Here is a 21,138-nt window from a genome sequence, read left to right as displayed (position 1 = left end):
TTTTTCAATTAGCATAGTAGTTCAAAATTTGTTTTGCATTCCTGAAGACAAAGCCCGTGCCTTCTTCAATAATTACTGAAGATGTTATTCATAGAACTTTGTAAATCAATGAATTAGATATGTTTAGAACTGAAATGAGCAAAGGGTGGAGTGGGGAGAAATTACCCGGACGGGGAGAATTGTACCGGTGTCAAAAAGGGCATTTTAGAGCTGCTACTTCCCATGAAGTGGAGTATTTTTTGGAAATACTGAAGGAGTTACCTGAAAGTGGGGTAGGGAAAAGATAAACATAAAGGAGGCTCAAAAATGACATTTTTGAGCCTCCTTTATGTAAAAAACGGCCTGTTTTTTCTTTACGCTATCCGTTTTTACTTAGGGATTTTCTAAAAACCATTATTTGGTGGATAGCGCGGGTTTTCTGATTAAAATTCGACAAGGATAAATTCACTTCTTCGGTTTTTTTGATGAAGATCTTCGGGACAGGCGCTGCCATCAACACATTTGTTAAGAGGAAGGGTTTCACCCAGTCCCTCATAAGAAAGCCGGTCGGGAGAAATGCCTTTTTTGAGCAGGTAGTCAGCCGAAGCCCTGGCCCTTTGTTTTGACAGCTGCATATTATAGGAAGCCGTTCCTCTGCTGACGGTATGGGATTTTTATTGTTAAAGTAGTTTTCTTTTTCAGTCCTTATAAAAAAGCGAACTATCATAACTTCAGTTTTGAGCTACTAAAAGGTATAACTGATGATTCCTCTCAAGAAAAATGGTGTTCCCGGGGTAAAATGGATTTCTTTAACAGGTTCTGTTTCAAAAGAAAGCCGGGATTCTGTTGCGAATTGGGTTTCATTCCATTCAGTATCAAAGAGGTTCTGAATATTCACTCCAAAATGCCATTTTTGGAACTTATATCCCAGATTGAAGTCAAATACCGTGTAGCCTTCGGCCACTATGCTGTTGTCTTCATTGGCAGGGCGCGCCGAGAGGTGCCGCATGGAAATTCCGGTGTTAATCCCCGAAGGTAAGTCTACATTAAGGCCACCTGTAAGGGTGAAATCTGGTGCCAGGGGAATGTAGTTACTGTCGCCGGGAACATCCAGGCTGCGGGCAACGGTGTAAGTGGCATCAAGGTTCCCGTACAGCCAGTTTAGGGGCTGGTACTGCAGGCTAAAGTCTATTCCTTTACGTTCTGTTTTGCCGCTGGGCTCCACGATACCGGCATCACCTACATAAACGAATTCCTGTTCGAGAAAAAGGTACCAAAAAGCTGTATTTATCATCATTCTTGGAACCGGTTTCCAAATCATTCCCAGGTCGCTGCCGTAAGCTGCCGGTAAAATATTTTCTGAAGCTTTTCGCACAACCACCCTGGTGTCATTAGAATGAAAACCTTTACCTGCCTTCAGGTAGAGCTGTAAATTGTTTTTGGCGTTATAAAGAAAGTTGAGTTTTGGGCTAATAATGCTTTTTTCTTCAGAAAGCGTTGCATATTTGGGAGCGAGACGATCATAGTATTTAAAATTAAAATGGTCAACCCTAATTCCGGGGTTGATGGTCCATTTTCCGAGGTGTAATTCAGCATTAATATAAGCGGCAAGATTGGTCTCGTTAATATCGCCCAGGCTAAAGTTGGAGAGGGTGGAAAGGCGCTGGTAGGTGTGCGACAATTCGTTCTCTTCGCTTTGGTCATTTCGTAAACTAATTCCCGCCTGCAGGTCACCGTACCATTTTTTAAAATTAAACCGGTTGTTGTATTCAGAATTTAATCCCATCATGGTCCTTGTTTCCTGCTGTTTTATCTGGTCACCAAATTTGGGGTCTTCAAGAAAGAAAGTGAAGTTTGAGAACAACAGAAAATCATATTTTGAATAGTAAATATTATTCTTAACAAAAGATTTTTCATCTACTTGATGATCGTACTCTACAATAAGGTTGGTGCGTGAAGTTTCGCCTCCCTCGGTGTCATCTATAGCGCCAAACCTGGAGATCATGCCACTTTCTACCGCCCTTACAGGAATTTGCCCCGAGGCATCCCATGTACTGTAAAAATTTGAAATACTGGCTTTTAGAGAACTGTTTGCCCCAACTTTTGCGGCATATTTTGCCATGAGGTTGATGCGGTTAAAGTGCTGCGGACTCTCAAAAGGGCCGTCTGTTGCCAGATATTCTGACGCAAGATAAAGGCTGTGGTTTTGCTTATTAAGCACGCTGAACATTCCCAACAGCCTTTGTGAATTAAATTGTCCTGCTTCGGCTTTAATCAGGCTGTTCTCAAGCCTGTCTTTGGTTTTAAAGGAAACAAAACCTGCAGTTGCAAAATTGCCTTTTTCAGCATTGTAAGGCCCTTTTCCAAAGGCAACTCCTTCAATTGTTTCAGGAATAAGGAAGTGTAAATCGCTATAACCCTGGCCGTGAGCATGGGAGACGAGGTTTACCGGCATTCCGTCTACTCCAATACTAATATCTGTTCCGTGATCAATATCAAAACCCCGAAGGAAGATTTGTTCGGCTTTTCCACCACCTGCATGTTGCCCAATGATCAAACCCGGAACTTTTCGAAGTAGATCCTGGGAGGAAGTAACCGGATTAATGTTGATATTTACTTTGCTGAAGACCTCCAATGAATTAAGTCTGGGGGTGAGGACGACTTCATTGATGAGGTTGAGCTTTTCCTGCATCTCAATATTATTTTTACCTGTATGGGCTATAAATGTGAGGGTTTTGTAACCCATATGGCTCACCCTAATAGAATCCCCGGCTTTGGCCTGCAATGAAAATTGTCCTAGTGAAGAAGTATGGGCGTGATTTTCATTGTTCAGGTTATAGATATATGCATCTGAAACAGGAGATTTTTTATGGTTAATTACAGTTCCCGTTATGGTTTGGGCTTTAACCGATATAAAACTGAAGATAACAAGTAAAAGTAAAAGAATTTTGTAGGGGGTAGAAAGGTACATGCAACTGGTATTTTTGAAGCTGCAATTTTAACACATTCTTTGTAGTACAAACAGTAAAATGCTAGCAAACTGAAAGAAATTTTTTATAAAATTAGTTAGATATTTATAGGTCAGTGTGTTAAATAATATATGTTTAGAAAACATGATCTACTTATTATTGGAGAAGATCTAGAAAACTTCTACAAGCTTCTGAGAGGTTCTTCTTTAAATGACATTGACCCTGAGCAAGGTATTAAGATCAATAAAAAACGGATTGAACGATTGTCCCTACATTATGGGCTAAAGAGACACTATGCCCAAAAAACATACTTCCAGACGAAAAAAAGATCACAAGGTTTATCTCTATTTATTATGCCCTTTAAAAAGTAGAACGGCCCAACCCAATTTGGCCTATTTACATTGCCTAAATCCCCATGCGGAAAGGATTATGTTTTTTGTGGCGATGGTAGATCTTTACTGGAAACTCCATCAATAATTTATTTTTTACAATCACCGAAAGGGGGTGTGAGGGGATAAACAATGCAATACCTAATTGTCAGATACTCAAACAACAAAGAAAAGCTGCATAACAAATGGAAAATAGAACTTAATTTAGCAGCCAAGTTGCCCTAACAAATGGGAGGAACTTTAATTTTTGAAGGTTAGAAATAATTAATGCCCGTAAGTAAGGTAAAGAACATTATAAGACCTATAAAAAAATAAATAATGGATATTGTTATTATAGAAGATGAAGATTTGGCCGCTGAATCTTTAATAGGTTTATTACTCAAAATAAGACCCGACTTAGTTATAAAAAAACGTCTTGAAAGTGTGAAGCAGGCCATTGAATGGTTTAGTAAAAATACCTGTGAATTAATTTTTAGTGATATTCATTTAGGAGATGGGGAAAGTTTTGAAATATTTGAAGCTTTAAAAATTGATACTCCTATTATTTTTACAACTGCGTTTGATCATTATGCCATACAGTCTTTTCAGTATTATGCAGTTGATTATTTGCTGAAGCCTTATGATAAGGCCAAACTCACTACTGCAATTGAAAAGTATATGAGTTATACTAATTCATCCTTTAAGAGGTCTCAGGATTTAGAAAAATTAATAATTCGATTAAAAGCTTCCCCAGAAGTTAATCCAAACAAAACGAGGTTTCTGGTATCCAGAGGTGAAGAATTTATTTCCATTTCCAGTGAAGAAATAGCTTACTTTATGGCCGAGAATAAAACGCTTTTTTTGTTTACCAGGGCTGGTGAAATTTATTTATATGAGGATACAATTTCGAATCTAGATGAGAAATTGTCAGAAAAGGATTTTTTTAAAGTTAACAGAAAATTCATTGTTCGCCTTAATGCCATACAGTCTATAATACGCTACAGTCAGAATAGATTAAAAGTTAACCTTCAGCCTTCCCCTGGGAATAATGAACCTGTTTTAATTAGTTCTAAAAATGTGCAGGTTTTCAAGGAATGGTTAAACCATTAATATGATGTCAACCAATCTTCTACAGGGGTTTAGAAAGCACCGGAAATTTTTTTATTTAAGTGTTCTAGTCATTGCTGGATTCTTTGCTACCAGTGCTCTAATAACCCCAAACATCACCCTGGTAGCGGAAAAATTACTGGAGGAAATTCTTCGGGAAAATTTAGAAACAAAAAAAAATATTGTTGCATTTGAGTTTAACAGACTTGATAGCTTTTTGGAATATTCAGAAAAAGTAATTAATGATTCTACCGATCTTCCGTTTGACAGGATTAAAGAAAATCTACTATTTATTACAGAACTGGCCAGATCTACAGAGGTTATATCCAACAGTTTTATTTATGCAGTTACATTAGGGGAAATTCAAAAAATTCATCGCTCTGAAACTTTGAAAGAACCAGATTTAAAAGACTTTTCAAAGCACTTGAACTCCTTTGAAGATAACACCTTTTTTGATACTATTATATCAACCCCGCAAAGAGTAATTAATAGGAAATTTTATTTTAAGAAAATTGATCAAGATACAGCTATTGTAGTGGGGTATGATATCGATTTGCTTAATTTCTGGAAATACTTTTCTGAAAAATATAAAGGAGACAGTGGTTATACAGTTGTAACCAATCAAGAAGGAGTATGCCTTTTACATCCTGAACCAGAATTTATAGGCAAAAGATTAGATGGATTCTTTGGGGCTGTATCTATTGATGATGTTTTAAGCAGTAAAGATCCTTCATTTCGTAAATCAATAGAATCTGCTTCAGGAGATGTGCTGAAAGATACTGCTACCTCTGAATTTCTTGGTTTAGAAGTGGTGCGTTATTTTGATCAGATAAACATTGGGAAATCTGCTTTAATTATTGTGGAAAGTTTTCCTGTAGAAATTAATTTGAAGGAAACCACTCAAAATATACAGGAATATTTTTCCTGGATTAGTCTGGTAGCTTTTCTAACTTTTATATTACTATTAATGATTTCGAGGATTCAATTAAAAGAGGAGTATGTTGATAATCTTAAAGTCCTGGAAGAGAAAGAGCGATTAGTAAATACTAATGAAAAATATCAGAAGGAAAATGCAGTTTTGCAATTAAACCAGTTAAAGAAGAAAATGAATCCCCATTTTTTATTTAACAGCTTAAATTCTTTACATGTGTTAATAGAGTCAAAACCGGAATTGTCTCAGGAGTTTGTTTTGAAACTGGCAGAAGTATACCGGTATCTATTAGAAAACCGGGAGGGAAATCTTACTACAGTAAAAAAAGAACTTTATTTTCTAAAGCAATATGTGTTTTTACAGGAAATCCGGTTTAAGAATAGCTTAAAGGTTGAAATTATAAATAAAGGTGATGAGCTGGTGTTTTTCAGGAAAATTCCTTTTTTATCTTTGGAAACCATGGTGGAAAATGCCATTAAACACAATGAATTTACAAAGTCGAATCCCCTTATTATTGAAATTATAATACATCAGGAAGTTATTGAGGTGCTTAACAATTATACTCCGAGGAAATTTAACGATAAGGATAGTCACAAGCTGGGGTTAACATACTTGAAGAATATTTATTTACATCATCAGGAAAGTAGGTTCAAAACCGAAATAATCGATGGCAAATTTAAATGCATACTTCCTTTATTGTCTTAATTTAATAATTCACTCCACTTTTTATTGAGTTCACTCCATTTGATTTTTACTAACACTTCAATACATGGATATTTAACGTTTTAATGTTAAATATTTATGGGGAACCCCTTGTCTACAGTAAGGAATAGATCATTTGTGATCTTAGTAATTTTTTGTTTGAGTAATTTTGCGGTTTTTGCGCAGGGAGATGAGAATACAGGTGAGCACACCACAAAAGAAAAAGACTCCACAAGCGATGATGGAGGGGAGTTATCCTATCAGCAGTTTCTGAAGAATGGTAATGTTAAGAAAGGGCTTTTCAACGTCTATAATATTAAGAAAGATTATTTTTTTGAGATACCGGATTCTTTGATGGCCCGGGATTTATTAATCGTTAACAAAGTTTCAAGTGTTCCCTATGAATTGAATGGTCATGGATTAAATAAAGGGATGACTTTTGAAACAAAGCTTGTACGGTTTTATAAAGATACTGTGCTTAATAAGGTTTGGGTCAAAACTCTAAATCCGCGCGTGAAGTCTCCTGTAGCTGATGCAATAACACGTTCTGTTAATGCTAATTTTGGAGAGTCAATTATTGAAGAATTTGAAATTGAAGCAAAAAATACAGACTCTACTTCTGTTTTTATTAAAGTAAATAAAGTTTTTAACGGGAAAGAAAAAAGCTTCAGCGACATTCTTGCCAATACCGGGTTAGGAGGGAGTATAAAAACCAACTTGTCTCTTTTAGAAGAGGTGAAACCTTTTCCGGAGAATATTGTGGTAAAATCCCTTTATACTACTTCAGTAAGTGAGGGGGGAGGCCCCGATTTACCGTTATCTATTGGAGTCACTACGAATATTGTCTTATTGCCTTCTGAAGTGATGACGCCACGTTTTTCTGATAAACGGATTGGGTATTTTACCACGCCAATGGATTATTTTTCAGATAATCAGCACGAAGTAGAATCCAGAGGATTAATCACGCGATGGAAGCTGAAGCCTAAACCTGAGGATGTAGAGAAATACAAGCGAGGGATCCTTGTAGAGCCAAGGGAGCCCATTGTATATTATATAGATCCGTCCACTCCACATCAATGGGTGCCATATATCATGCAGGGGGTGTATGACTGGAATACTGCTTTTGAATCGGCTGGTTTCAAAAATGCGGTAGAGGTAAAGGTGCCTTTAGAAGAGGATGAGAATTTTGATGTGGATGACGTGAGGTATTCTGTTATTACATACGCAGCATCAGAAAAGCAAAATGCCATGGGGCCTTCAGTTGTTGACCCCAGGAGCGGTCAAATTCTCGAATCAGATATTATTTGGTGGCACAATTTGATGAAAGGATTGCATTCATGGATACGTGTGCAGACAGGTCCTATAGATCCTAAGGCCAGAGCAAATACATTTTCAGATGAGCATATGGGAGATGCTATTAGGTTTGTTTCCTCACACGAAGTTGGTCATACGTTTGGTCTTAAACATAATATGGGGGCTTCCTTCAGTTATCCTGTAGACTCTTTAAGATCTAAAAATTTCACTTCTCGAATGGGAGGTACAGCTCCATCCATAATGGATTATGCGAGGTTCAATTATGTCGCCCAGCCCGAAGACAGTGTGGTGGACATTACCCCAAAGATTGGAGTGTATGATAAATATGCCATAAACTGGGGATATCGTTGGCTTGATGCTGAAAACGCTCACCAGGAATTACCTGAATTAAATAAGTGGATTAGGGAGCATGAGGATGATCCTGACTATTTTTATGGCCCTCAACAGAGTGGTTCAATCGTGGATCCAAGATCACAAAGTGAAGATTTAGGAGATAACGCAGTAAAAGCAAGCGAATACGGGCTAAAAAACCTCAAGCGGATCATGCCAAATATATTGGAATGGACAGAAGAAGAAGGACAGGATTACTATAAGGCAGCGAAATTATACAAAGCTTTGATAGACCAGTGGGAATTGTATAATAATCATGTGATGGCCAATATAGGTGGGGTTTATATTAACAATACAGTGTACGGGGATGGTAAAGATACTTATGAGCCTGTTCCTGCAGCGATGCAGAAAAGCGCACTGGATTATCTGATCAAGAATGCCGTGGAGCCTCAAAGGTGGCTTTTTACTCCGGAAACTATTGATAAGGTGTTTGCTGTAAGAGATGCTCCTGATGGCGAACGCTACTATTCACCAGTATCTATGTTTCGAATTTACCAAACCAATGTTATTTATAAACTGGTAAAGACTGAACGACTGATGAGGATTGCTGAGAACGAGGTTCTGGAAAAAGATAATCAAGACGTTTTTAGGGAGCAATATCTATTTGATACACTGTTTGATGCGATTTTCAAAAAAACAAAAAAAGGGGAATCATTGGACATGTTTGACCGGATTTCTCAAAAAAATTATGTCGACGTACTTACTGTAGATAGAAATAAATTACTGGAAAAAACGAAAGAAAAAACCGTCGCTGAAAGTGATTTGTACTTTAAAAATATCCACTTCTCTTATTTACCAAGGGTTTCGGATATAGCTACTACCAAACGGGCGGCACTGGAAGATGTTCTTGATCTTCTAAACAAACGGAAAAATAGAGGAGATCGCGAGACTAAGGCGCACTATAGAGACCTTATATCCAGAATTGAATATAATCTTAATAACTAAATGAATAAATTAATTTACCTGTTGATTCTTATTCCTTCTATACTTACTGCTCAGCATCAGAAGATAGTGAAAGGCAAAATAGTAGAGGCATCTACAAACATGCCAGTTTTGGGAGCATCAGTTTATATTTCTTCATCCCTGGTAGGAAACCAGACTCGGGAAGAAGGGGTGTTGGAAGGTGCAATGTTAGGAACTACTACAGATTTTGACGGCAATTTTGAATTTAAAGTTGCTCACGACACTCAATATATTCTAGTCTCATTTATGGGATTTGAAACTCAAAAAGTTGACGTTACCAACCCTGCTAAAAATTTGATTATTAAATTAAAAGAGAGTTCAGAGAGTCTGGAAGAGATTATGATCACAGGCTACCAAAAAATAGAAAAGCGTAAAGTAACTTCTGCTTATGGTAAAATAGATATTTCTGAAATTCAACAGGCCGGGGTGGCCACTGTAGACCAGCTTTTAAAGGGACAGTTGTCGGGGGTGCTTGTGCAGCCAACTAGTGGGGCACCTGGAGCTCCTTCAAAAGTTTCTATTCGAGGAACAGCCACTTTAAACGGTTCTTCAGACCCACTATGGGTTTTAGATGGTATCCCTTTAGAAGGCAGTGATATTCCGCAGGATTACAGAGATAAAGATAACATTGATAACCTTCAGTCCTATCCTATTGCGGGTCTTAATCCAGATGACATAGAAAGTATAACCGTCTTAAAAGATGCCTCGGCTACTTCCATATATGGAGCAAGGGCTGCTAACGGAGTCATTGTCATTACAAGTAAAAGCGGCAAAAAAGGAAGCATGCGCATCAATCCAAATGCCAATGTATTTGTAACCCAAAAACCTGATTTAAGTAAATTAAACTTAATGAGTTCTTCGCAAAAAGTAGATTTTGAATTGTACCTGGCAGGTCGTTCAGATTTAAAATATCAGCAAGACAGAGGAGAAGTGGCACGAATTCTTAACAAATATGGAGAATATACCCTATTTCAGAAAGAGGGGTTTTCGGGGATTTCTTCAGGAGCTCAAGATGCCATAAATGAATTGAGAAATATTAATACCAGTTGGGAAGATGAACTGTATCAAATAGCTATTAACCAGCAGTATAGCTTAAATATTTCGGGAGGTAATGATACGAACAATTATTATTTTTCTGTTGGACTCTACGATGAAAAAGGAACAACAAAAGGTACGGGGCAAAAGCGGTATAATATTACATTAAAAGATAAATTTCAAATAACTGATAAACTAAACATTGGGGTGAGCTTGTTTGGAAGTCAGAATAAAACCTCTTCCTATATAACGGGGGCAGATGCTTATACGAATCCTTCGTATTATGCGAGGAATGCTAATCCTTATTTGAAACTGATAGACGAAGATGGAGATTATGTCTATGATCCAGACCTGGTGGAAAGATCTGATCTTAATCTCAATTATAATGTTTTAGAGGAGAGGGAAAATACCGACTATGAATTGGTTGCCAATTCATTGAAATCTATTTTCAATGGTGACTACGAATTGAATGAAGAAATTCATTTCAATACACAATTGGGCTTACAGTTTGACTTTAATCAGACTGAAAAATTTAGTGGAGCAAACAGCTATTTTACCAGAAAATACAGACAAAAATCCCAATATAATACACCCGATGGCGATGATTACTATATGCCTCAAGGGGGAATCATTCAAAATTGGAATGCTGATGTTTTTCAATACAACTGGAAAACTACAGGGAATTACAAAACTTTTTTTAGTGACCTGCATGAGCTGGATGTGATGCTTGGAACAGAATTCCGAAGAAACAAAACTACGGAAATCCATACAAAAGGTTTTGGTTTTAACTCTAATACCTTAACTACAATACCCATTACAGATGAGCGTGCGTTAAGCAACTCTTTGTTTGACACTTATGGGAAAACATTTAATGAGAATGCTTATGCTTCGTTTTTTGGTACTGCCTCTTACACTTATAATAAGAAGTATACCTTATTTTCAAGTTTGAGATACGACGGATCAAATTTATTTGGGGTCAACCCAAAATACAGGTATTTGCCCATATGGTCTGTGGCGGGTTCATGGAATGCTTATAATGAAAATTTCATGTACGATGTTAAATTTATCAGCGATTTGAAATTAAGAGCTTCTTACGGAGTACAGGGGAATATTGATAAATCTACTTCACCTTTTGTAATGGGAGAATATGACAATACCTCCATCCTTCCAGGATTAAGTGAAGAAATCATAAGAGCATTAAATGCACCAAACCCCGATTTGAGATGGGAAGAAACGACGACCTCCAACCTTGGTGTAGATGTTGGGATATTCAATAACAGGATCTATTTTACAGGTGATTATTACTACAGAAAAAGTACCGATTTAATAGGATTAAAAGCAGTGCCTTTAGAATCTGGTTACAATTTTATTAATACCAACTGGGCCACGGTAAGTAACAGAGGGTTTGAATTAGCTATCAATACCACCAACATTGTGACTCCCAGCTTTTCATGGACCAGTGGTTTTAATATCTCTCACAACAAGAGTATTGTTGACAAAATTGAGATTAGAGATGAAAATTTTAAACCCTCTCTGGAGGGACGTAGTGTAAGTGCCGTATTCGCAATTAAAACGGCAGGTCTTGATAGCAATGGTTTACCGCTTTTTTGGAGGAACGGAAAAAAAATTACTGCCGTTGATTTTTACAATTTGGAAGAGGGAACCGACGGAAGCCAGTTAATACGTGAGGAGCATAGAAATCTATATTCATACGTGGGCGACGAAATGCCGAAATTTAGTGGTGGATTTAGAAATACTTTTCGATACAAACAGTTTGAATTGAGGGTGTTGAGTAATTTTAATATCAAACAAACTGTAAAAACTGAGCCGGCTTATTATCCTACAATTGCACAACCTGGAAATAACTATAGTACAGAAATACTAAAAGCAGGTACAGGTGATTTACCTGCACTTATAGGATTCAACTCTCCTGGATTTGACACAGACCTTGTTTACAGTTGGTACAACTCATATGATGTAGGTAACACGTATAAGGATCTTGATATTTGGGTAAAGGATATTTCATATATACGCATAAGTAGTATCAGGCTGAGCTATACATTACCAACAGCGACCCTTAAAAATTTACATCTTTCAGGTTTGAATTTTAATATTGAAGGACGCAATTTGTTTGTACTAGGCAGTGACTACGACGGATATTTTGATCCGGAAACCTTCGGAAGTTTATATGCACAGCCTATTCCCAGAATTATTTCTGCAGGTTTTAATCTTTCCTTTTAAACAGCAACTATGAAAAAACTATTACTTCTCATTATCACAGTATTAAGCTGTCTTTCCTGTGATGATTACCTTGATATAAAACCGGTGGGGCAGGTGATACCTACTACGGTAGAGGATTACAGAAGTTTTCTAACTTCGGCATATTCAATAACAACTTCAAGTAAAGTCCTCACCTCCTTCCGTAGTGATGAGCTAGCATTATCTTCTCAAGCTACGGGAGTAGAACAGTACGAAGATATTTTTATTTGGAATGATTTAAATCCAAGTCCGCTGATGAAGGCTTATCCTTATGCCAGCTTTTATAACATAATTTTTTACACCAATCACATTATTAATAGTCAGGCTAACATAGAAGGTAATCAGGAAGCTATTGAACAGTTGGTAGGGGAAGCTTATGCCCTTAGGGCCATGCAATATTTTGAACTCATCAATTTATATGCAAAACCTTACAATTCGTCCACAGCAGCTACAGATGCTGGAGTACCAGTAACTACTATTTATGAAACAGAAGTGGATTATCCTGTAGAAACTGTTGAAGAAGTTTATCGATTGATCTTAAGTGACCTGGAAGAGGCGGAAACTCTAATTAATATTGACCAACAAACGCCGGGATTGAATTACAGGTTTTCTCAGTGGGCCTTACATGCTTTTAAAGCACGTGTTTACCTTTACAGGCAGGAGTGGCAAAAGGCCATAGATTATGCCGATGCAGCGTTGGCTATAGGTTCAGAACTGCAGGATCTAAATTCAGATGTAAACATCATGCCTTCAGAATATAATTCTGTAGAATCTATTTTGGCACTGGAAACTGTGGCTACTTTTGACCTTGTAAACAATGCATCTATTTCCGATGGACTATTATCAATTTATAATCAGGAGGAGGATCTACGATTTGAACTCTATTTTAGTAAGAATTCTGACGGTCGCTATCGTTCAAATAAACGTGAAGAGACCAGATTTAAAGTAAGCTACAGAACTTCTGAGATGTATCTTATACGTGCCGAAGCACTTGCCCGGTTACAAAAACCAGATTTAGCAAAAGAAGCTTTGCTGGCGTTGGTGAAACAACGATATACTCCCGAAGGCTTTGAGGCCTACACCCTTAAAGTTTCTGGCCTGACCCCTGATGAGTTAATTACGGAAATCATAGAAGAACGTAGAAGAGAATTTGCCATAGAAGGCCATCGCTGGAATGATCTGCGAAGAACTACTCAACCGGAGATTACAAAAGTATATGATGGGAAGAGCTATACCTTAAAGAAAAATGATGAGCGCTATGTAATTCCTTTTCCAAGAGATGCTGTAATAAACAATCCAGATTTATAAAAATTAACCCCTTGAAAGCCGTTGTTATCTTGCGTTTTTCAATAATAACTAAAAGATAAAATTAAAATCAAAAATTTCACAATTATGAAGAAGTCCATTTCTATTTTTTTATCAATTATTGCAGTTGCACTTACTGTTTCCTGTTCAAGTGATGATGATGCAATTCAACAATCCTCTTTAGCAGAGATTACAAGCTTTTCACTCGATTTTAAAGGTTTAAATGAAGAAGATGTTGATTATGACCTTGGAACAAACATTAATGTACATGTTCCTTTTGGTACAGATTTAACAGCTGTGGTTCCTACTGTTACAACATCTGAAAACGCTACTGTTTCTCCTGCATCTGGTGCGCCAGTAACCTTTGAAGATGGAGCACCCAAAGTTTTTACCGTAACTGCAGAAGATGGTACAAAGAAAGAATATACGGTTACTGTGAATGTTCGGGGTGAAGTAGGTAGTGGCTCTAAATTGAAAACATACACCATTGCTGACCTTTATGGAGAGAATTCTTCAAGTACCTATTCATATAATGAGGCAAATTTTGTAGAAGAGATTATGCGGGAAGTTGATGATTGGGGCGTAGTAACAACTTCTGTTACCACTTTTGAATATAATGATAAGAATCAGATCATCGCTAAAAGAGTGGAAGCGACTAAGGAAGAAACCCTATACACTTATGGAGATGATAAAATTGTAAAAGCCGTATATTCCGAGGACGGTACTGTAGTTTACACTTACAATTATACCTATAACGAAGCTGGAGAAATTCTTTCTGAAAAGCGTACCAACCATGCCGATGAAGATGCAATAGATGAGATAAAATTTGTTATAGAAAATGGAAACGTCACAGAAGAAAACAGATACGGCGAGGTATATGTTGCAACTTACGATGATAAAAATAATCCGTTTATAGGGTTGTATCCTGCAGCTTATGCTGCAATAAATGCAGGAATACAGGCTGTGAATGTAAACAATCCAATTTCTGGCACCATGGCAGATGATGTTATTTCTTATGAATATAATGAAGACGGTTATCCGGTAAGTTCATCATATACCTATTTTGATAACCTGGCGACGGTTAATAAGACCTTCACCTATTTTACTGAATAAGGTTTATTTAAACCTCTTTTTAATGGAACAGGCACTTTTAATTAAGTGCCTTTTTTTATAATTCAAAATGAAAAATATCCAATTGCTTGTGCTTACCTGTTTTTTTTGTGGATGCATTACAACAAATTTTAATAGGCAAGAAATAGATCTACCCGGGGAAAAAATTAAAAACAAAGAGGAAAGACTCAGAGAGCTATACTCTGAAACTGTAGTACCTTTTTTTGAAGATTTAGAGAATTTAAGTATCCCAATCAACTTTCAGGTAGATCAAAAGGATTTAAGCATAAACGCAGGTGCAGCCTTTGATTATATTGAAGTGAGTAGGGGCTTAATTAATTTAGAAAATGAGCCAATCCAGATATTTGTCCTTGCGCATGAAATTTCCCATTTAGCTATTCTGGAACAAAAGCAAATTCTTGGGATACAAAGTGAACTACCCAAAGGGAGCAAGATTAATGATTATAAAAAAGTTGAATATTTATCTGATTTAATAGCTATATATTTAATTAAAACAAATTATCCCGAAGTTTTTGATCTCTTAGATTCAAACTTTTGTTATTTACAGGAAATACTTGGTGCTGCAAGTTTTACGCATCCATCCGGTAAAGAAAGAATAGATTCAATAAAAAAATATGTAAAAAATATCAGAAAAGGAAATGAGAACATCTCATTCCGAAACAGATTTATTCATATTTGGGAGATGCAATAATGATATTAGCCAGATTAAGAGAAGAATGAGAGAATTCCTTATTCGTATTTAGAGGAAGAAAGAAATTTTTCAAGGTAAAAAATATGAGGAATGAAGATTTCATATCTTGTTGTTATTGGTTTGACTTCTTCAATATACAGCATAAAGCACACGTGTGTAAGGTGTTAAGCTTTATTTTTACAGAAAATACTTGCTTTGGTTACACTAAAAAATTGAACATCAGGTGTAACCGAATTTGACACCGAATAGATTCATTTTGATGATATAATTTAATATTATCGAAAAAGAAAAATTCTTTTTTTAAGGCCTTTCTAAATTAGATTTTAAAACGATAAAAAGAGCATATCAGCCAAAGTTAAGGCCACTTGCTTTTGTGTCAAAAACTTAAAAGTGACATACGCATCCCGGTTGGCCTTACCTGTTCTTCTTCTAAAAGATTTCTATAGCTCTCATAATCAATGGGCGTGCCCGCCTTCGCCTTTCTGCATTTCAGCCATGAGATAATACGCGTTATTATGGGCAAATCTCGTGTCTCCCGGCAGATCTTGTAATAATGTTATTTCAACCCATTCACCTTTATCAGAGCCTGTAGTAACTTCTACAGGTCTAAAGCTCCATATATCTCCTTCCTCTTCTGCCGTAAAAGCATAAAATTTACCTCCTTCTCTAACTATGGCAGATTCGGGTAATGCAGTTGTTTGTTGGTTGTCGACCGCAATTCGTCCTCTTACATACATTCCCGGCACTAGGTTTTCTGGCCTGTCGATGATTTCTGCATGTACATGCACGGCTTTGGGTTCCTGTTCAAAGTTCTTGCTTACAGAAATGATTTCCGCAGTTAATTCAGTTCCGGGTAATGATTCGATTGTAAAAAATACTTTCTGTCCTTTCTCTACTTTGGCAACATCTTTTTCAAAGACCATGAGGTCTACATGAACATCTTTCGTATTGATGATATGGAACATTTCAATCTGCGACTGTACAAATTGACCTGTTTTGATGTTGACCGCTTGTACAGCACCATCTATGGGGCTTCTTACCGGGATCCTTTGCTGAATATTTCCATTTCGAATAGTTTCAGGATTAATATTTAATTGTTGCAGTTGGGCCTTAAGCCCTGCCACCTGTCCTTTAAGACTTTCCAGTTCTGCCTCGGCACGTTGGAAAATTTGCCCGGAACCTACTCCGGCTTCATACAATTTCTTTTGTCTTTGGAATTCTTTTTCCTGATAATTCAGACTGTTTAAGGCATTGATATACTGCGTTTGGACCTCAATGATCTCCGGGTGTTCAATGTATGCCAGTACATCTCCACGCTCAACTTCATCTCCTTCGATCACTGTTATTGACGATACGTTACCTCCAATTACCGGAGTAACTGTGGCTTCACTCTGAGGTGGGACTTCCAGCTCTCCATTTGCTTGTACATAACCGCTCATTAACCTGGTTGTGAGGCTGTCAATTTGCATATCCAGTACATCGAATTGTTGCTGTGAAAGCATAGCTTCCTTGACGGCTTCTGTTTTAGCAGGTTCACCGGCTTCTTCTTTCTGATTCCCCTCTTTTTCAGCATTTTCCCCGCAAGACAATAGGAGGAGAAACGGAAGTATATATGTTGTTTGAAATTTCATTTTTTTAGTTTTTTTCTTTTAGGTAAAATTGTAATTCTGCAAGGGCTATCAGGTAATTCTCAAAAGCCTCAATTGCTTTAATCTCTGACTCCATTGCACTGTCTAAATTCTGAATAAAAGCCACATATTCTATGGCACCTTCATTAAAGGCAAGTAATGAACCCTCCCGTTGTTCCTTCAGCAGGGGAAGGACTTCATCCCTGTAAAACAGCCAGGAAGATTTCCATCGCTTATAGTTTCTCAAGGCAACTTCAAAATCAGATTTTATCTGGTCTTTCTGAAAATCGGCAGTCCTTTGTGCAATTTCCTTTTCTATTTTTGCCGTTTTAGCTTCACCATGGGTAGCTCCGGAAAGAATTGGAATAGATATCCCGGCCTGATAATTATAAAAACCGGTTGCTCCATTTACTTTTTGAAGTCCGTACTGAACACTAAAATCAGGAAGGAAATTAGCCTTTTCTGCAGCATAAGCAGCTTCTGCTACTGCAATCTTCTTTTTAGAAATTGTTAGAAGAGGATGATCCGCAGGCAGATCTCCGGTAAGTAAAATTTCATCCTCCCAAAGGTCATTTAAATCATCCGGAACATCATAAGCTTCTTCACCTCCCAGCCAAAGGTTCAGCTTTTGCAGTGCTGTCAAATACTCCATTTCAGCCTGTCGCAAATCAATTGTTATTTGGCTGATCCTATTTTTGGCTGTCAGCATCTCTAATCTTGAAATTGCCTCTACCTCATACCGAAGATTCACTGCCTGGTCTAACTTTTTGTACAGGGAATCCAGTTCCTGGAATAACAGATACTGCTGTTTTGCTGAAAAGGTCCGACTCCAGGCAATTTTCACCTCCTGTGCCACCTGAAGTTGAGACAGCTCATAGGCTTCTTCGGCAAGCGCGATCCTTTTATTGTAGAGCTTATTTTTAGAAGGTATGCCCAGTAAATCTATCCCTATCTGTTGAACGCCTATCATGGTGTATATTCCGCCGGCTTCTCCAAGCTCTTCTCCACCTGTAAATACTTCGGTTTCCCCGAGATCCCATGCGGATCTTTTCATTGCCTGCTCCTGGTTAATTCTCAACCTTTCATTTTTTAGAAGTGGGTAATTCTGAAGAGCCAGGGCAACGGCTTCCTCCTGACTTACCTGCGGAGACCATTCAGTTGTCTGAGCATTCAAACCGGAAGGTAAAAGCAACAGGACAAGAATTAATGCAAAAGAACCACCTGTTGTGGGTTTAAATTTCATCCTGCCTGACCTGGATTCGACCCATTTATAGAGAATAGGCAGAATAAACAATGTGAGCAGGGTAGAAGTGATCAATCCCCCTATAACTACAGTTGCCAGCGGTCGTTGCACTTCTGCTCCGGCAGAGCTGGAGATAGCCATAGGCAGGAAACCAAGCACATCGGTAAGAGCCGTAAGCAAAATAGGTCGGATTCTGCTTCTTGTTCCAAGACTGATTCTTTCATTTAGATTTTTCACACCTTCTTCTTTTAATTCATTGAAACTGCTAATAAGTACAAGACCATTTAAGACTGCCACTCCAAATAAGACGATGAAACCTACCCCGGCAGATATGCTAAAAGGCATATCCCGCAGCCATAAAGAAAATATCCCGCCAATAGCTGCAAGTGGAATGGCTATGTAGATCATGGTGGTTTGTTTAAACGATTTTAAAGCAAAATAGATCAGGATGAAGATGAGGAGCAAGGCAATAGGGACAACAATTTGAAGTCTCTTACTTGCTCTTTCAAAATTTTCAAAGGCTCCGCCATAGCGAATGTAGTAGCCGGGTGGTAGTTCAAACTCAGCATCCAGTTTGGTTTGTATATCTTCCACTACAGACTTTACATCACGATTCCGGATATTAACTCCCACATAAGTACGGCGGTTCGTGTTATCTCTACTGATCTGCATCGGGCCGGGCTGATAACTTATTTTAGCCACTTCTTTCAGCGGGATCTGGCTACCTGAAGGCAGGGTGACATAGAGATTCCTAATATTTTCAATGCTTGTTCTCTCCTCTTCCTGTAATCGTACTACCAGGTCAAACCGCCTTTCTCCTTCAAAAATGACTCCTGCATCCCCGCCTGCAAAAGCGGATTGGATAAGGGAATTCAACTCCTTGATTTGTAAACCGTATTGGGCAGTTTTATTCCTGTTATAGTTGACTGTAATTTGAGGTAAACCCGCTGTAGCCTCTACTTTCATATCGGCAACTCCTTCTACTGTAGAAATTATATTGCCCATCTCCTGCGCTTTTCTTGCCAGGACATCCAAATCTTCACCATATAGTTTAACTGCAACATCTTCCCGCACTCCTGTAAGAAGTTCGTTGAACCTCATTTCGACAGGTTGGGTGAATTCATAGCTAACTCCGGGAATAATTTCTATTGTTTCTTTAATCTTTGCAATAAGTTCATCTTTTGAATCGGCAGAGGTCCACTCATCTTTATCCTTTAGAATAATAAAGCTGTCTCCAATATCCATTGGCATAGGATCTGTTGGCACATCAGAAACTCCGAAACGAGTGACTACCTGTTCTATTTCCGGATACTCGTCCAGGAGAAGCTGTTCTATTCTTGTAGAGGTTGCGATTCCTTCATCAAGAGAACTTCCCGGTTTAAGGATAATGTGAAAAGCTATATCCCCTTCATCGAGCTGCGGAATAAATTCTCCTCCCATTTTTGTGAACATGAACGCAGCCAAAGCAAATAGGGCTATGGCAATGCCCAAAATAATCTTACCTCTTTTCAGGGATTTATTTAATAAGGGTTCATATTTATCCTGAACCCAAACCACAAATTTGTCACCATAGGATTTTTTACGTTTTTTACTCTCCTTAAGAAAGAGAGCAGAGATCATAGGAACATAAGTCAAGCACAAGATCATCGCACCCAGCATGGCAAAAATGAAGGTGAGTGCCATTGGCCTGAACATCTTCCCTTCAACTCCTTCAAGGGCCAGTATTGGCAGAAAAACAATGAGTATTATAAGCTGCCCAAAAAAGGCAGAATTCATCATCTTTTTTGCAGAAGAGGAGGCGATGGAATTTCTTTCAGATTTATTTAATTCGCCTTTTTTCTTCATGTGCTGATGAATTGTAAAAACGGTACTTTCTACAATGATTACGGCTCCGTCGACAATGATCCCAAAATCTATTGCCCCCAGGCTCATCAGGTTTGCCCAGACGTCGAAAAGGTTCATAAGAATGAAAGCAAACAGGAGGGAGAGGGGAATTGTAGAAGCCACAATTAATCCTCCCCGCCAGTTCCCCAGGAGCAGCACCAAGACAAAGATCACGATTAACCCTCCTTCGAGCAGGTTATTTGTAACTGTGGAAGTTGTGTCACTAATAAGTTCACTTCTATCCAAAAATGGCTTTATGGAAATACCTTCAGGAAGGGATTTCTGAATCTGTTCAATCCTGTCTTTTACATTGTCAATTACCTCATTGGAATTGGCTCCTTTCAGCATCATGACCATTCCGCCAACGGCTTCTCCCTGTCCATTTTTTGTCAGTGCTCCATAACGAACGGCACTTCCTATTCGAACATCAGCAACATCTGAAACGGTTATAGGCACTCCACCGGAAGTGGTAACGACAATCTTCTTCAAATCCTCCACACTTCTGGCAAGTCCCTCGGCCCGAATGAAGTTTGCCTGATGATTCTTTTCAATATAAGCCCCACCGGTATTCTGATTGTTGTTTTTAAGGGCGATAAAAACATCAGAAATGGAAAGTCCAATAGCTTTTAGTTCGTCCGGATCTACAGCAACTTCATATTGCTTTATCCTTCCGCCAACACCATTCACCTCAACAACTCCTGGTACCATGGCCATTTGTCGGCGTACAATCCAATCCTGAATCGTTCTCAGCTCAGTAGGGGAGTAGTCATCCCTGAATTCCTCTTCTACTTCGAGGGTATACTGATAAATTTCCCCCAGTCCCGTAGAAATAGGTCCCATAGAAGGTTGTCCAAAACCTTCGGGAATTTCATCTTTTACAGCATTCAGTTTTTCACCTACTAACTGCCTGGGGAGATAAGTACCCATGTCATCTTCAAAGACAATAGTTACTACGGAAAGTCCGAACCTGGAAACTGAGCGTATTTCTGTAACGCCCGGCAAATTACTCATAGCGATTTCCACGGGGTAGGTGACGAACTGCTCGATGTCTTCAGTTCCTAAATTAGGTGCCTGGGTGATCACCTGCACCTGGTTATTTGTGATGTCTGGTTGGGCATCTACCGGAACCTGAAAAACGCTCCAGATCCCTGCACCAATGAGCACCACTGTTAAGAGACCAATAATGAATTTATTATTGATCGAAAAATCAATGATCTTATTAATCATACAGGATAATTT

The 21,138-nt window shown here is 38.1% G+C and carries 11 protein-coding genes and 1 pseudogene; 8 read left to right on the top strand and 4 right to left on the bottom strand.

The genetic code is table 11. The annotated features are described in order from the left end of the window. Positions 1-119: 119 nt before the first annotated feature. Positions 120-287: a hypothetical protein gene (locus tag OQ279_RS06485; RefSeq protein ID WP_266069041.1), complete on the top strand. Its 168-nt coding sequence runs from the start codon at positions 120-122 to the stop codon at positions 285-287. Positions 288-422: 135 nt separating this feature from the next. Here the strand turns inward: OQ279_RS06485 and OQ279_RS06480 are convergent. Both OQ279_RS06480 and OQ279_RS06475 read right to left on the bottom strand, forming a co-directional pair. Continuing rightward, positions 423-638: pseudogene (locus OQ279_RS06480) on the bottom strand (OmpA family protein); the annotation flags it as partial. Between the two features lie 86 nt (positions 639-724). Continuing rightward, positions 725-2,950 (bottom strand): TonB-dependent receptor, encoded by a 2,226-nt coding sequence (locus tag OQ279_RS06475; protein WP_266069040.1) that lies wholly within the window; start codon positions 2,948-2,950, stop codon positions 725-727. Between the two features lie 705 nt (positions 2,951-3,655). Here OQ279_RS06475 and OQ279_RS06470 point away from each other — a divergent pair. The 7 genes from OQ279_RS06470 to OQ279_RS06440 all read left to right on the top strand — a co-directional run bounded on the left by OQ279_RS06470 (position 3,656) and on the right by OQ279_RS06440 (position 15,144). Continuing rightward, positions 3,656-4,426: a LytR/AlgR family response regulator transcription factor gene (locus OQ279_RS06470; RefSeq protein ID WP_266069039.1), complete on the top strand. Its 771-nt coding sequence runs from the start codon at positions 3,656-3,658 to the stop codon at positions 4,424-4,426. 214 nt (positions 4,427-4,640) lie between these two features. Next, the gene (locus tag OQ279_RS06465; RefSeq protein WP_266069038.1) at positions 4,641-6,059 is read left to right on the top strand and encodes a sensor histidine kinase; all 1,419 of its coding nucleotides are present in this window, start codon (positions 4,641-4,643) and stop codon (positions 6,057-6,059) included. A 96-nt stretch (positions 6,060-6,155) separates the two neighbouring features. Then, the gene (locus OQ279_RS06460; protein WP_266069037.1) at positions 6,156-8,705 is read left to right on the top strand and encodes a zinc-dependent metalloprotease; all 2,550 of its coding nucleotides are present in this window, start codon (positions 6,156-6,158) and stop codon (positions 8,703-8,705) included. Then, positions 8,706-11,999: a SusC/RagA family TonB-linked outer membrane protein gene (locus OQ279_RS06455; protein ID WP_266069036.1), complete on the top strand. Its 3,294-nt coding sequence runs from the start codon at positions 8,706-8,708 to the stop codon at positions 11,997-11,999. It begins immediately after the preceding gene. A gap of 9 nt (positions 12,000-12,008) precedes the next feature. Continuing rightward, a complete protein-coding gene (locus OQ279_RS06450; RefSeq protein ID WP_266069035.1) occupies positions 12,009-13,325 on the top strand; it encodes a RagB/SusD family nutrient uptake outer membrane protein in 1,317 nt (438 codons plus the stop codon). 84 nt (positions 13,326-13,409) lie between these two features. Beyond that, entirely contained in the window at positions 13,410-14,435 is a 1,026-nt protein-coding gene (locus tag OQ279_RS06445; protein ID WP_266069034.1) for an SGBP N-terminal domain-containing protein, read from the top strand. Between the two features lie 67 nt (positions 14,436-14,502). After that, the gene (locus OQ279_RS06440) at positions 14,503-15,144 is read left to right on the top strand and encodes a M48 family metalloprotease (protein WP_266069033.1); all 642 of its coding nucleotides are present in this window, start codon (positions 14,503-14,505) and stop codon (positions 15,142-15,144) included. A gap of 455 nt (positions 15,145-15,599) precedes the next feature. On the opposite strand, the gene OQ279_RS06435 is transcribed toward OQ279_RS06440, so the two are convergent. Both OQ279_RS06435 and OQ279_RS06430 read right to left on the bottom strand, forming a co-directional pair. Further along, positions 15,600-16,775: an efflux RND transporter periplasmic adaptor subunit gene (locus OQ279_RS06435; protein WP_266069032.1), complete on the bottom strand. Its 1,176-nt coding sequence runs from the start codon at positions 16,773-16,775 to the stop codon at positions 15,600-15,602. 4 nt (positions 16,776-16,779) lie between these two features. After that, complete coding sequence (locus OQ279_RS06430) at positions 16,780-21,126, bottom strand: CusA/CzcA family heavy metal efflux RND transporter (protein ID WP_266069031.1); 4,347 nt, start codon at positions 21,124-21,126, stop codon at positions 16,780-16,782. Between the last annotated feature and the right edge of the window lie 12 nt (positions 21,127-21,138).

It is taken from the genome of Salinimicrobium profundisediminis, from assembly GCF_026241755.1.
GTDB lineage: Bacteria > Bacteroidota > Bacteroidia > Flavobacteriales > Flavobacteriaceae > Salinimicrobium > Salinimicrobium profundisediminis.
This window is presented reverse-complemented; position numbering and strand designations above follow the sequence as displayed.

What these genes read in the sequence shown, in the direction of transcription:
- OQ279_RS06440 (WP_266069033.1), top strand. Translation starts at nt 14,503, where the DNA reads ATGAAAAATATCCAATTGCTTGTGCTTACCTGTTTTTTTTGTGGATGC.
- OQ279_RS06460 (WP_266069037.1), top strand. Translation starts at nt 6,156, where the DNA reads ATGGGGAACCCCTTGTCTACAGTAAGGAATAGATCATTTGTGATCTTA.
- OQ279_RS06475 (WP_266069040.1), bottom strand. Translation starts at nt 2,950, where the DNA reads ATGTACCTTTCTACCCCCTACAAAATTCTTTTACTTTTACTTGTTATC.
- OQ279_RS06455 (WP_266069036.1), top strand. Translation starts at nt 8,706, where the DNA reads ATGAATAAATTAATTTACCTGTTGATTCTTATTCCTTCTATACTTACT.
- OQ279_RS06450 (WP_266069035.1), top strand. Translation starts at nt 12,009, where the DNA reads ATGAAAAAACTATTACTTCTCATTATCACAGTATTAAGCTGTCTTTCC.
- OQ279_RS06435 (WP_266069032.1), bottom strand. Translation starts at nt 16,775, where the DNA reads ATGAAATTTCAAACAACATATATACTTCCGTTTCTCCTCCTATTGTCT.
- OQ279_RS06470 (WP_266069039.1), top strand. Translation starts at nt 3,656, where the DNA reads ATGGATATTGTTATTATAGAAGATGAAGATTTGGCCGCTGAATCTTTA.
- OQ279_RS06445 (WP_266069034.1), top strand. Translation starts at nt 13,410, where the DNA reads ATGAAGAAGTCCATTTCTATTTTTTTATCAATTATTGCAGTTGCACTT.
- OQ279_RS06430 (WP_266069031.1), bottom strand. Translation starts at nt 21,126, where the DNA reads ATGATTAATAAGATCATTGATTTTTCGATCAATAATAAATTCATTATT.
- OQ279_RS06485 (WP_266069041.1), top strand. Translation starts at nt 120, where the DNA reads ATGTTTAGAACTGAAATGAGCAAAGGGTGGAGTGGGGAGAAATTACCC.